The organism is Streptomyces sp. NPDC097107, assembly GCF_044762405.1.
Classification (GTDB): Bacteria; Actinomycetota; Actinomycetes; order Streptomycetales; family Streptomycetaceae; genus Streptomyces; species Streptomyces thinghirensis.
Window position 1 is genome coordinate 704,362 of the sequence record NZ_JBIWEF010000001.1, and the last position, 13,182, is coordinate 717,543.

The window sequence follows — 13,182 nt, forward strand, 5'->3', positions numbered from 1 at the left end:
GCAATGGGCGTGCGTAGCGTCCATGGTCCACGATGGTGCCCATGCCCACGCCAGCGTCCGCCGGAAAGCAGCCCGCCGGCCCGTTCACCCCGCGCGACTTCCAGCTCGTGCTGCTGCGCCGCATGGCCGACCACAATCCGGGCCCGGTCGAGGACGCCCGTCGCGAGCTGGGCGCCTCCCTCGCTCAGATGCGGGAGGCCAACAGGCGCTGGCAGGCGATGCTCCGCTCCCCGCGCTCCCGTCCGGCGGCCTCCCGGTACCGCTCGGTCCTGGGCGAGCCCGAGTCGGCGGCGCCCCGCCGGATCGGCGACCTGGAGTGCGAGGCCCGGCAGTGGCGGCTCCCCCTCTGGCCGGACCTGCGCTTCGAGGTGCTCGTCGCCGACAAGGGCGTCGTCCGGAACGAGTGGCTGGTCCGCGCCCCCGGCTCCGACGGGCCGGAACTGCGCACCCTGGACGACCTCACGCCCTGGTCCTGCACGGTCGACGAGGCGGCCCGCGCCTTCGCACCCGCCCGCCCGCTTGAGGGCTCGGCGCCCACCCGCTGGGGGCTGGCCTTCACCGCCCCGGACGCGCGGGGGCAACGCCACGACGTCGTCGCGGAGTTCACCTGGGGACTGCTCCAGCGGACGGCGATCAGCGACCGCTAGCCGCGTCGATCACCGCCTCCACCACCCGCGGCAGCGACCGCTCGTGCAGCCACAGGAACAGGTTCGGCTCGACCAGCTCCAGCTCCATCACCCGCGGCCGTCCGTCCTCCCCGTCCACCAGGTCGACGCGGGCGTACAGCAGCTCGGCGGCGTCCGGTACGGCGGCCAGGGCGCTCTCTGCGACGGCGAGTTCGGCCGGGGCCGGGGTCCAGGGCTCCAGGCCGGGGTGCGCGACCTTGCGCTCGTCGTACGGCGTCCCCGGCGTGAGGACGGCGCCCTTGCGACTGGCGTGCAGCAGGCGCCCGCCGAAGAACTGGAGAGCCCGCTCACCGGCGGTGTCGATGCTGCGCACGTACGGCTGCACCATCGCCGTGAACCCCTCGGCGTGCATCCGCTCCACCTGCCGTACGGCGGTGGCGTGCTCGTCGGGTGTGTAGCGGGCGGCGAAGCGGGCCCCGGCGCCCGAGGTGGGCTTGACGACGTACTCGTGGTCGCCGGGCAGGCCGGGCGCCTCACCGGGGGACGCGTAGCGGGTGGGGACGGTGGGCACGCCGGCCGCCGCGAGGTCGCCGAGGTAGCGCTTGTCGGTGTTCCAGCGCACGACGCCGGCCGGGTTGGCGAGCCGCGTGACCTCGCCGCACTTCCCGGCCCACGCCGTGAACTCGTCCGCGCGCCAGCTGTAGTCCCAGGTGGAACGGAGCACGGCGAGGTCGAAGGAGCCCCAGTCGGCACCGTCGTCGTCCCACACCTCGGCGGAGGCCCGCGCCCCCGCCTCCTCCAGCGCCCGCACGAGCACCGGGAGGTCGCGGTCCTCGCTGACGCGGGGTCCGGGACGGCAGGTGACGAGCGCTATTCGGGGCATGGCGGATGTACGGGGCATGTGGTTACCGTTCCTCTTCCGGGTCCCAGTCCAGCAGCCGGACCTTGGCGACCGTGCGGACGTGGCGCCGCATCGCGGTGGCGGCCTGCCGGGGCTGCCCGGCGGCGACGGCGTCCAGGATGTCCTGGTGCTGGGCCAGGGAGCGGCCGGGGCGGCCGGGCTGGCGCAGGGACTCGGTGCGGCTCTCGGCGATCTGGTGGGCGATGGAGCGCATGAACTCGGCGAGCAGGCTGCTGTGCGCGGCGGCCGTCACCGCCGCGTGGAACAGGCGGTCGCCCTCGACGCCGGGACCGCCGCTCCCGATCTCCTCGGCCATCACGGCCAGCGCGGACCGCATCGCGGCCAGGTCGTCCTCCGTGCGGCGCTCTGCGGCCAGTTCGGCGAGCTTGGTCTCCAGTGCCTCGCGGGCCTCCAGGACGTCCGGGAGCCGCCGCCGGCGTTCGACCATGTCCTCGACCGGCTCGACGTCGAGGCTGTCCCGCACCAGGTACGTGCCGCCGCCGTGCCGCGCCTCCACCAGACCCTGGACCTCCAGGACCACGATCGCCTGCTTCACCGAGGCCCGGCTGACACCGAGGCGCTGGGCGAGGTCCCGTTCGGGCGGAAGCCGGTCGCCGGCCCGCAGGCCGCCGTCGGTGACGTACTGGCGCAGCCGCTCCAGCACCTGTTCGTACAGGCGCTGCTTGGTCATGGGGCGCAGGGCGTCGGTCACGAGATCCCCCTCTCGCCGGGAGCGTAACACCGGGCGGCCCGTGGCCGAGTGGCTGAGCCAATTCGTGCGCGACCCCTTGACGGCGGCCCGGGGCGGCCCCACGCTGACCAGCCAACCGCACCATCCAAGTGGCTCAGCCACTCAGCCAATCAGGTCAGCCCTCGGGAGCCCCCGCATGTCCCCCGAACTCATCTCGATCCTCGTCCTCGTCGTGGTGTTCGTCATCGCCACGACCCGTTCCGTCAACATGGGCGCGCTCGCCTTCGCCGCCGCCTTCGGAGTGGGCACGCTCGTCGCGGACCTCGACGCGGACGGCATCTTCGCCGGGTTCCCCGGTGACCTGTTCGTCGTCCTCGTCGGCGTCACCTACCTCTTCGCGATCGCCCGGGCCAACGGCACCACCGACTGGCTGGTGCACGCGGCCGTCCGGCTGGTGCGGGGGCGGGTCGCGCTGATCCCGTGGGTGATGTTCGCGCTCACCGGCGCGCTCACGGCGATCGGCGCGGTCAGCCCGGCCGCGGTGGCGATCGTCGCGCCGATCGCGCTGAGCTTCGCCACCCGGTACGCGATCAGCCCGCTGCTCATGGGCACGATGGTGGTGCACGGCGCGCAGGCCGGCGGTTTCTCGCCGATCAGCATCTACGGCTCGATCGTCAACGGCATCGTGGAGCGCGAGGGCCTGCCGGGTAGCGAGGTCACCCTCTTCCTCGCCTCGCTGATCGCCAACCTCGTCATCGCGAGCGTGCTGTTCGTGCTGTTCGGCGGGCGGAAGCTGTGGGCGCGGGGGTCGGTGACGCCGGAGGACGAGGGCGCGGTGGGCAAGGGCTCGGAGCCCGCCGGCGCAGGGACCGGCACCGGCACAGGCACCGGCACAGGGACCGGAGGCACGAGCACCGCCGCCGGAGGCACCGCCCCCACCGCCGTGGCCGTCCGGCCGGAGCAGGACACCGACGGCATTGGCGCCGGCGCCGGCCTGCGCCTCACCCCCGCACGGATCGCCACCCTCGCCGCCCTGGTCGCGCTCGTGGTGGCCGTTCTCGGCTTCGACCTGGACGCGGGCCTGACCGCGGTCTCCCTGGCCGTCGTGCTGAGCACCGCGTGGCCGGACGACAGCCGTCGCGCGGTCGGCGAGATCGCCTGGTCCACGGTCCTGCTGATCTGCGGTGTCCTCACGTATGTCGGCGTCCTGGAGGAGATGGGCACCATCACCTGGGCGGGCGAGGGGGTCGGCGGCATCGGCGTCCCGCTGCTGGCGGCGGTGCTGCTCTGCTACATCGGCGCGCTCGTCTCGGCCTTCGCCTCCTCCGTGGGGATCATGGGCGCACTGATCCCGCTGGCGGTGCCGTTCCTCGCGCAGGGCGATATCGGGGCGGTCGGCATGGTGGCGGCGCTCGCGGTCTCGGCGACGGTCGTGGACGTCAGCCCGTTCTCGACGAACGGCGCGCTGGTGCTGGCCGCGGCGCCGGAGGCGGACCGGGAGCGCTTCTTCCGGCAGTTGATGGTGTACGGAGGCATCGTGGTGGCCGTCGTACCCGCGCTGGCGTGGCTGGTGCTGGTCGTGCCCGGCTTCGGGTAGGGGGTGTCGGTTGGATCGGGCCGGCTCCGGGCAACGGTGCCTTGCGACCGACCCGAGCGGGGTCCGGTGCGTGCGGCTGCAAGACCCAGGAGGGCGACACGGCGGAGCACTGGCAACCGACGACTGACGCCGCTGGGGGCACCTCCCACGCCCTTCAGGCAGTGGGGGGAGCGCGTGCCGGGCCCCGCGACCCCGGCAAGATGCAAACGACACCCCCTAGCCAGGTCCACCTCGGACAACCGGTAATCGTGAGCAACAGCTAAGGAGTACGACGCGTGTCCACTCTCTTCCCGGCCCTCACCCCGGCCGCGACCGGCGCGCCGACCGACCGGCCCGCCCTGCGGTTCGGCGGGCGTTCCCTGACGTACGCCGAACTGGCCGCCGCCGCGGGTGGCACCGCCGGACGGATCCGGGGGGCCGGGCGGGTCGCCGTCTGGGCGACGCCGGAGATGGAGACCGCCGTCGCCGTGGTGGCGGCGCTGCTGGCCGGCGTCCCCGCCGTGCCGCTCAACCCGAAGTCCGGTGACAGGGAACTCGCGCACATCCTCTCCGACAGCGTGCCCTCGCTCGTCCTGGCACCACCGGGGAGCGAACTCCCGCCCGCCCTGGCCGCCCTGGAGCGCGTCGACGTCGACGTGCGCGCCACCGGACCCGTCCCCGAGGACGGCCGCACCGGCGACGGCGACCCCGCGCTCGTCGTCTACACCTCCGGCACCACCGGCCCGCCCAAGGGCGCCGTCATTCCCCGGCGCGCGCTCGCGACGACCCTGGACGCGCTCGCCGACGCGTGGCGGTGGACCGGGGACGACGTACTGGTGCACGGGCTGCCGCTGTTCCACGTGCACGGCCTCGTGCTCGGCATCCTCGGCCCGCTGCGGCGCGGCGGGTCCGTGCGGCACCTGGGCAGGTTCTCCGCCGAGGGCGCGGCGCGGGAACTGAACGACGGCGCGACCATGCTGTTCGGGGTGCCGACGATGTACCACCGGATCGCCGAGGCCCTGCCCACCGACCCGGAGCTGGCGAAGGCGCTCGCCGGGGCCCGGCTGCTGGTGTCCGGGTCGGCCGCGCTGCCCGTGCACGACCACGAGCGCATCGCCGCCGCGACCGGCCGGCGGGTGATCGAGCGGTACGGCATGACCGAGACGCTGATGAACACCAGCGTGCGGGCGGACGGCGAGGCGCGCGCCGGGACCGTGGGCGTGCCGCTGCCCGGGGTGGAGCTGCGGCTCGTGGAGGACGACGGCACGCCGATCGCGGAGCTGGACGGGGAGAGCGTCGGCGAGATCCAGGTGCGCGGCCCGAACCTGTTCACCGAGTACCTGAACCGCCCCGACGCCACCGCCGCCGCCTTCACCGACGACGGCTTCTTCCGCACCGGCGACATGGCGGTGCGCGACCCCGACGGCTATGTCCGCATCGTCGGCCGCAAGGCCACCGACCTGATCAAGAGCGGCGGGTACAAGATCGGGGCCGGCGAGATCGAGAACGCGCTCCTCGAACACCCGGGGGTGCGGGAGGCGGCGGTCACCGGGGAGCCCGACCCGGACCTCGGTGAGCGGATCGTGGCGTGGATCGTGCCGGCGGACCCCGCCTCGCCGCCCTCCCTCGACGCACTCGCCGGCCATGTCGCCGCCCGGCTGGCCCCGCACAAGCGGCCCCGCGTCCTGCGGCACCTCGACGCCCTCCCCCGCAACGACATGGGGAAGATCATGAAGCGGGCGCTGACGCATGGCTGAGCGGCCGTCCGCGCGCGAGTTCCTCGCCCTCCTCACCGACGACTTCACCGAACTGCCCCATCCGGACGGGGAGTCGCGGCCCGACGGCCCGCTCGGCTGGCACGGCTACGACGCCGCCCGCGCCCACGCCGCCGAGCGCACCGGCGAGCGGGAGTCCGTCGTCTGCGGGACCGGGCACGTCCAGGGCACCCGGGCGGTGCTCCTCGCCTTCGAGTTCGGCTTCCTCGGCGGCTCGCTGGGCCGGGCCACCGGCGACCGGCTGGCGGCGGCGTACACGTACGCCCGTGAACACCGGCTGCCGGTGGTGCCGTTGGTCGCCACCGGCGGCAGCCGGATGCAGGAGGGGATGTTCGCGCTGACCCAGCTCCAGCGGGTGGCCCGCCAGTCGGCGCTCACCCGGGAGGCCGGGCTGCCGCAGATCGCCGTACTGCGCGACCCGGCCACCGGCGGCGGCTGGGCCACGCTGGGCGCGGGCGCCGACGTGGTCCTCGCACTGCCCGGCGCCCAGGTGGGTTTCGCCGGCTCCCGGGTCCGGCCGGCGGACGCCGATCCGGCGGCGTACACGGCCGAGGCGCAGGTGGCGGCGGGCAGCGCGGACGCCGTCGTACCGGCCGGGGAGCTGCGCGGGACGCTGGGGCGGTGGCTGCGGCTGCTGACGGCTCCCTCGGGCGGTCCGGCGCCGGTGCCCGAGCCGCTGGGCGCACAGGAACTGCCGGCCGGCGGGTGGGACGCGGTACGGCGGGCCCGCGCCCCCGAGCGGCCGCGCGCCCGGGCGTACCTGGACGCCTACTTCGCCCACCGCGTCGCCCTCTCCGGCGACCGCTGCGGGGGCACCGACCCGGACGGCATGCTCTGCGGCTTCGGCGAGCACGCGGGGCGGACGGTCGCGTACGCCGCCCAGACCGGGACGGCGACCAGGCCCGCCGGATACCGCACCGCCACCCGGCTGATCCGCCTCGCGGACCGGCTCGGCATCCCGGTGCTGACCCTGGTCGACACCCCGGGTGCGGCGAGCGACGCGGAGGCGGAGCGGCAGGGCGTCGGCGCGGCGATCGCCGACCTGTTCACGGCGGTGGCGTCGGTGCGGACGCCGGTCACCACGCTGGTGATCGGCGAGGGCGGCTCGGGCGGGGCGCTGGCGCTGGCCGCGCCGGGCAGCACCTGGGCCACGCCGGACAGCTACTTCTCCGTCATCGCGCCGGAACTCGCGGCGGCGATCCTGAAGCGCCCGCCGGAGGAGGTGGAGTCGACGGCCGGTCAACTGCGGCTGCGCCCCCAGGACTTGGCCGAGCTTGGCGTGATCCGAACAAGCGATCAGTTGTTCCCTGGAACAGGTGATCGTCGCTCTGAGGAGCGTATGTGACTGCCGGGACCAAAGATACTTACGTTGTGCGAGCGACGGGCTGCAGACCGTAGCCGACGCACAGTCCCAAGTAGGTCCCACACATGCACAGCGCAAGGAGCTGCACGATCATGAACCTTCTCACCGACATCCTCGCCGGCATCGTCCACTTCGTCGGCTGGCTGGTCTGACGGTCCGAGAACCCAGGCGGCGCCGCCTCCCCGTCCCAGGGAGGCGGCGCCGTCCGCGTGTCACCGCGGTAGGCGTGTCAGCGCACGGCCACGGCCCGCACGATCTCCTGCGTGACCGAGCTGCCCCGGTCGTCGCGCGCCGAGGCCCGCAGCGAGACGTGCCCGGCGTCGCGGGGCACGCTCAGCGTCCCGTGCCAGGACGCCTGCCCGTCGCCCTTGCCGTCGCCGCCGCGCAGCCGGACCTGCTGCCAGGTCTCGCCGTCGTCGTACGACACCTCCAGCTGTCCGCCGCCGATGGTCCCGGTGCCCGGGGCGCCCGCCACGTACTCCGCGCCGATCCCGACCCGCAGTTTCCTCCCGCCGCGCACCTCGCCCGCGAGGTCGGTGCCGACGTCGAAGGAGAGGTTGATCAGGGGCAGGTAGGTCCAGCGGTCCTCCGGCGTGGCGGCCGAGCGGAAGGTCCACTCCGCGTGCCCCTCGGTCCCCAGGCGCCAGCGGCCGGCGTCGAGCGCGGTGTCGGTGACGAGCCGGTACGCGTGCTCGCCGGCCGGCGCGTCGTCCACGTACGCGGCGGAACTCGGCCCCTGGTCGACCAGTTCGCCGTCCAGGTACACCGACGTGGTCTGCGACATCCCGCTGCCCTCGCTCCAGACGTCACCGAAGCCGGTGTGGTCGGGGCCGGAGTCGCCCCAGCCGGGGGCGTTGAACTGGAGCCGGTTGCCCGCGCGCTGCTGTCCCCAGCCGAGCCCGGTGCCGAGATACGGGTGCCACACGGGCTTGAACCAGTTCAGCTCCGTACGCGCCCCTCCCTCGTACCGGACCGTTCCGGACCGCTGCTCCAGCGCACCGTCGGCGGCCGTCACGGACTCGTGCCACAGCTGGCCCGGGCCGGTGGACACGTACTCGGTGCGCTCGACGGGGTAGTCGATCCGTTCCCGGAAGCCGATGCCGATCGGGAACGTGTCGGTGATCGAGTACCGGAACTCGCCGCCGCCCGCCGGCTCGGCGGCGTGGTACCTGGTCCGCAGCGTGGCGAGGTCGCGACGCCCCGGCTCATAGGTGAGGTCCCGGTCGGGCACGCCCCCGCGGTGTCCCGCCGAGAGATCGTACGTGTAGGGCGTGTTGCGCGTCCCGGTCATGTCGACCCGCCCGGCGTCCCGCAGCCGACGCGCGTCGGCCGCACCGACCGTGGCGATCTGCAACGGCCGGTCGGCGTTGTCCGCCGTGCCCCACCAGGCCATCAGCCGCCCGGCCGCGTCGTCGGTCACGAACAGCGCCCGCACGCCCGCGTCCTGGGCGGCCTGGGCGAGGTCCGCCGGTTCGGTGTCCCCGGCGAGCCGGGCGAGGGCCGCCTTGCCCCGGACCGCGTCCGGGAAGGGTCCGTCACCGACGTCGACCAGCGGCATCCGGCCGCGCCCCTCGATCAGGGTGCCGCCCGCCTGGACGACGGCCTCACCGATCCCCTTGACCTCCAGCAGCGGCTTGCCGAGCCGCCACACGGTCCGGTACTCGAAGTCGCCCTCGGTGACCTTCCCGGTGGGCGCGGCGAAGACGCTGTCGTACGTCAGGGGAACCTGGACCGCGCCGAACAGGCCGGAGCCGTTCGCGCTCCGGTCGTACTCCATGAGCAGCTGCCGTGTCTCGGTGCGCCTGTCGACGTCGGCGCTGATCTCGCGCAGCTCGCGTCCGTCGAGGGTGACCTCGCGGTCCCGGTCGACGACGACCTCGGGCGCCGCGAGGAAGCCCAGCCCGAGCGAGTCGGCGCCGTGGCTGCCGCGCACGTCGAGGAAGGAGGTCAGGCTGTACGTCCCCGGCGCGAGCCGCAGCTCGAGGGTGCCGGAGGCACCGACGTGCGCGGGGACGGGGTCGACGCCCTCGGCGAGGCGCTGGACGACCAGGTCGGCCGGGGCCGCGGCACCCGCCCGGTCCCTGACGTGCACGGTGAGCGTGTACCGCTCCTCCTCCTTGACCATCCCGAACGCGGTGTGCGCGACGGGCGTGCCGTCGGCGCCCGACGCCACGATCCGGCCGCTCGTCGTGCCGACCGGCGCCCTGGACCCGTCGCCGGCGACGGTGGTGGAGGCGGTGCCGTGCGCGGGCACGGTGAGGGCGGTGTCGGCGAGGGTGGCGACGCCCTCGGGGGCGCCGCGCACGGACAGCTTCAACTCGACGGCGGCGTCGGATTCGTTGGTGTAGGTGACGGTGCGGGTCACCGGCTCGTTCGCGTCGTACGGCCAGGAGTGGAAGCCCAGGTCGGCGCTTCCGGTGGCGGTGACCTCGGCGCCGATCGCGTCCGGCACGCTGACCCGGCCCGCGCCCAGCCGGTAGGCGGACGCGTCCAGTTCCTTCGACGTGGACATCAGGGCGTCCTTGAGCCGCGCGCCCGTCCAGTCGGGGTGCTGCTCGGCGAGCAGGGCGGCGACCCCGGCGACGTGCGGCGTCGCCATCGACGTACCGCTCATGGAGACGTAGTCGCCGCTGCCCCCGCTCAGACCGGAGCGGGCGGCGAGGATGTCGACCCCGGGGGCGGACAGGTCGGGCTTGAGCGCGTGGTCGCCGTGGCGTGGTCCCGCGCTGGTGAAGTAGGCCGCCTCGTCGGCCGAGTCGACGGCTCCGACGGTCAGGGCCGCGTCGGCGGCGCCGGGCGAGCCGATGGAGGACGGGGCGCCGGTGTTCCCGGCGGCGATGACGAACAGGGCGCCCGTCTCGCGGGACAGGGTGTCGACGGCCCGCGCCATCGGGTCGGTGCCGTCGCTGGGCTCGGTCGAGCCGAGGCTCATGGACACGATGTCGGCGTCCACGTCCCGGGCGGCCCACTCCATGCCGGCGATGATCTGCGACTCGCTGCCCGAGCCCGAGTCGTCCAGGACCTTGCCGACCGCGAGGCCGGCGCCCGGCGCGACGCCCTGCTCCTTGCCGTCGGAGGCCGCGCCGCTGCCGCCGACGGTGGAGGCGACGTGCGTGCCGTGGCCGTTTCGGTCGGCGACCTCCTCCCCGGCTATGAAGCTCCGGCTCTTGTCGACCCGTCCGGCGAGGTCGGGATGGTCCGCGTCCACGCCGCTGTCCAGCACCGCCACGGTGACGCCCTTGCCGGTCAGCCCGGCCTGCCAGGCCCCGGGGGTGCCGATCTGGGCGTTGGACTCGGTCATCGCGGCGGTGACCCGCCCGTCGAGCCACACCCCGTCGACACCGGTGCCGCGGCGGGTGAGTTCCCGCCAGAATTCACGCCCCTTGTCGGCCTCGACGGCTGCTCCGCGCACGCTGGGCAGCGCCCGCGTCCGCTCGGATCCGCGCGGGGTGGCGGCCCGCGCGCCCTTCTCATAGGTCACGATCAGCGGCAGTTCGCCGGTCTCGGAGTCGGCGAGCCCCTGCTCGAGCAGCTCACCGACGTCGAAGAGGCGTTCGTCGAGGCTGCCGTCGCGCAGGTACGGCAGGGCCTCGTCCGGTATGACGGTGGTCCGGCCGCCGGACTCGCGGGTGTGCACGGCGCCGGTGGCGCCCTCGGGCCGCTCGACCGTGACGGTCTTCCGGCCGCCACCGAGGTCGGTGACGGTCACCCGGTCGCCGGTGACGAGGGTGACCGTGCGGGCGGCGGTGCCGGCGGCGGCCGGTGTCCGCGCCGTGTCCGGGGGCGGCTCCTGCGCCGCCGCCGTCCCGGCCGGCAGCAGCGCGATCACGAGCCCCGCCGACAGGAGGGTCGCCCCACGTCTGACTGGTCCTCTGCTCATCCACGCCTCTCTTCGTAACGTCGTAGAGTGCTGCGACGAGTGCTGGAAGAAGTCTCAGGGGGCTTGTGGGGCCACGGAGTTGACCGGAGGTGGCGGATTGGCGCCCTGGCGGGTTTCCGCCAGAGCGGCGGTGGACCGGAGCCGACGGCCGGGACAGGGCCGAGTACGGTCCGTCACAATGACCTTCCGCACAGGTACGACAGACGGGGAGCGAGCGGCGTCATGGACGGGTGGGTCGAGTTCAGGACCGAGGACGGCACGCCGGTGGTCGTCGAGGGTGTCGAGGACGAGGACGGCGCGCGGCTGGTCTCGCGCGGCGACGGACCGGCCCAGGCGGCGCGCACGTTCGAGGGCTCCCTGGAAGGCGTGCGGGCGGCGGCCGAGTCCGCCCTGCGGGTGTTCCGGGACGGCTCGCTCGGACCCGACTCGGTGGAGCTGGAGTTCGGGGTCAAACTGAGCGCGGAGGCCGGCGCGATCATCGCGAAGGGCTCGGCGGAAGGCCACCTGGTCGTGAAGCTGAGCTGGTCGCCGGAGCCGCCCCCGACGCGCCCGGAAGGCCCGGAAGCCGCCGGCCGGTCATGAGCGGGACCGCGTGGCACGCCCGCGTCGAGTGCGGCAAGGAGGTCGGCGCCGGATTCCTCGTCTCCGCACGCCGGTTGCTCACCTGCGCCCACGTCGTCAGATGGAGCGGGAGCGCGCCGGTCACGGTGACCTTCCCGGGCCGCCGGAAGCTGGGCGAGCTGTCCGCCACGGTCGCCGTGCACGGCGGCTGGCGGGGCGGCCCCGCCGACCCCGGTGACCTGGCCGTACTGGAACTGGACCGTGAGGTGCCGCTCGAACCGGCCGTCTTCGCCCGGCCCGGCTCGGAACAGGGAGCGCCCACGCCCCAGTTGGTCGCCTACGGCTTCCCCAAGGGGTACGACGAGGGCATGCTCGCCTCCTACCGGGCCCTGCCCGGCCCGCTCATCTCGGACGAGTGGGTCCAGCTGGAGGCGGTCACGGCGCACGGGCAGCCGCTTGCGGCCGGGTTCAGCGGCGCGGCGCTGGCGCTGGCCGACGGCACGGTCGTCGGCATGGTCACCGCGGTCGCGGGCGCCAGGGACGTACGCGTCGGCCGGATGCTGCCCGTCGAGATCATGGCGCGCTACTGGCCCGAGCTGGGCGAACTGGTGCCCACGCCGGGCCACCGGGCGGACGCGCGCAGGCGGTTGTACGCGCTGGTGCGCCGGGCCGAGGGCGCCGGCCTGACGTGCGACCCGAACCGGCTGTACGTCTCCGCCATGGACCCCTTCGACCCGCCGCCCCCGGAGGGCGGCTTCGACTCCCTGCGGGAGGCCGCCGCGTACGTGCAGTGGGAGGTGCCCGAGCCGGGTGCCGTGGACCGGTTCGCCGACCGGCTGGAGGAACTGCTGCACGCACCGCCGCCGCGCCCCGCGACGTGGTCGCCCATCGTCGTGGAGATCGATCACAGCGGCGCCGGCGCCGACCAGGTCACCGTGGAGGTGTCCGCCTACCGGGACGGGCAGCGCCGCCCGGTGGGCACACGCCGGCTGGCCAGGGGCGCGGTGCGGTCGTTCGTCCAGGAGCGCATCGACGAGGCGTTCACCCAGCTCGATCCCGGCGCCGAGGAACTGCTCACCTTCGTGCTGCCGCGCGAGTGGCTGAACGAACCGGTGGCGCACTGGGCGTGCAGCGAGGACGACCCCACACCGCTCGGCTGCGCCTATCCGCTCGTGGTGACCGACCGCCACCGCCACCGCAGCGGGCGGCTCCGCCACCAGTTGCGCAAGAAGTGGCGCAAGCTCCAGGTCAGCACGGGCGGCACACTGCACCGCGTCGACTGCGGCACCCGGGAGCGGCCGGCCGGCCTGCGCATGCGGCTGCGGGACGACGCGGAGCTGGCCGGTTTCGCCACCGCGCCCGCGGCGGCCCGGGAGCACTTCGAGGTCGGTCTCCACGTGCCCGTGCCGGTGCTGCTGTGGCCGCGCAGGGGGTGCCCCGGCGACGGGCACGACGGCCCCTGCTCCGGTACGGCGTTCCTCGACGAACTCGCCGTGTCCGTGGCCGGAGTGCCGCCGTCCGAACTCCCCCGCCTGGTCATGCGGCTGCGCGAGACGGCGGACGCGGCCGACGTCCCCGAGGAGCACTGGGCGAGAGACGTCCAGCTGCTGTGGGACGACCCCCGCTGCTTCGCCGAGCCCGCGGCCCTGCTCCACTCGCCCGTCGGCTGAACCACCCGCCACCGAGTCACTCGCCGCGACCCGCCACCACCGAACCGACCACTGACCAGCCACTCGCCGCCGAACCGCCCGCCGACCAGCCACTCGCCACCGAACCGCCTGCTGACCCGCCCGCCCTGGACCGCCCGCC

9 protein-coding genes are annotated in these 13,182 nt (G+C 74.6%); 6 read left to right on the forward strand and 3 right to left on the reverse strand.

The annotated features are described in order from the left end of the window. Window positions 1-32 precede the first annotated feature (32 nt). On the forward strand, window positions 33-647 hold the full coding sequence (locus ACIQ1J_RS03315; protein ID WP_403553660.1) for a hypothetical protein: 615 nt from the start codon (window positions 33-35) through the stop codon (window positions 645-647). Here ACIQ1J_RS03315 and ACIQ1J_RS03320 read toward each other — a convergent pair. Together ACIQ1J_RS03320 and ACIQ1J_RS03325 are read right to left on the reverse strand one after the other, a co-directional pair. Continuing rightward, window positions 634-1,509 carry a RimK family alpha-L-glutamate ligase gene (locus ACIQ1J_RS03320; RefSeq protein ID WP_403553819.1) on the reverse strand — a complete coding sequence of 292 codons (876 nt, stop codon included), beginning with the start codon at window positions 1,507-1,509 and terminating at the stop codon, window positions 634-636. The two genes, ACIQ1J_RS03315 and ACIQ1J_RS03320, sit on opposite strands and share 14 nt — an antisense overlap. Before the next feature lie 22 nt (window positions 1,510-1,531). Continuing rightward, window positions 1,532-2,239, reverse strand: coding sequence for a FadR/GntR family transcriptional regulator (locus tag ACIQ1J_RS03325; protein WP_403553662.1), 708 nt, complete (start codon window positions 2,237-2,239; stop codon window positions 1,532-1,534). A gap of 175 nt (window positions 2,240-2,414) precedes the next feature. On the opposite strand from ACIQ1J_RS03325, the gene ACIQ1J_RS03330 reads away from it, so the two are divergent. The 3 genes from ACIQ1J_RS03330 to ACIQ1J_RS03340 all read left to right on the forward strand — a co-directional run bounded on the left by ACIQ1J_RS03330 (window position 2,415) and on the right by ACIQ1J_RS03340 (window position 6,914). Continuing rightward, complete coding sequence (locus ACIQ1J_RS03330) at window positions 2,415-3,815, forward strand: SLC13 family permease (protein WP_403553664.1); 1,401 nt, start codon at window positions 2,415-2,417, stop codon at window positions 3,813-3,815. 275 nt (window positions 3,816-4,090) lie between these two features. Further along, window positions 4,091-5,551: an acyl-CoA synthetase gene (locus ACIQ1J_RS03335; protein WP_403553666.1), complete on the forward strand. Its 1,461-nt coding sequence runs from the start codon at window positions 4,091-4,093 to the stop codon at window positions 5,549-5,551. Continuing rightward, on the forward strand, window positions 5,544-6,914 hold the full coding sequence (locus ACIQ1J_RS03340) for a carboxyl transferase domain-containing protein (RefSeq protein WP_403553668.1): 1,371 nt from the start codon (window positions 5,544-5,546) through the stop codon (window positions 6,912-6,914). The genes ACIQ1J_RS03335 and ACIQ1J_RS03340 overlap by 8 nt, the downstream gene beginning before the upstream one ends. Window positions 6,915-7,161: 247 nt before the next feature. Here the strand turns inward: ACIQ1J_RS03340 and ACIQ1J_RS03345 are convergent, their stop codons facing one another. Further along, the gene (locus ACIQ1J_RS03345; protein ID WP_403553670.1) at window positions 7,162-10,812 is read right to left on the reverse strand and encodes a S8 family serine peptidase; all 3,651 of its coding nucleotides are present in this window, start codon (window positions 10,810-10,812) and stop codon (window positions 7,162-7,164) included. Between the two features lie 222 nt (window positions 10,813-11,034). Here ACIQ1J_RS03345 and ACIQ1J_RS03350 point away from each other — a divergent pair, with 222 nt between their 5' ends. Continuing rightward, complete coding sequence (locus tag ACIQ1J_RS03350; protein ID WP_403553672.1) at window positions 11,035-11,394, forward strand: CU044_2847 family protein; 360 nt, start codon at window positions 11,035-11,037, stop codon at window positions 11,392-11,394. Continuing rightward, window positions 11,391-13,043, forward strand: coding sequence for a trypsin-like peptidase domain-containing protein (locus ACIQ1J_RS03355; RefSeq protein WP_403553674.1), 1,653 nt, complete (start codon window positions 11,391-11,393; stop codon window positions 13,041-13,043). Before ACIQ1J_RS03350 ends, ACIQ1J_RS03355 begins: the two co-directional genes overlap by 4 nt. The last annotated feature ends 139 nt before the right edge of the window (window positions 13,044-13,182 follow it).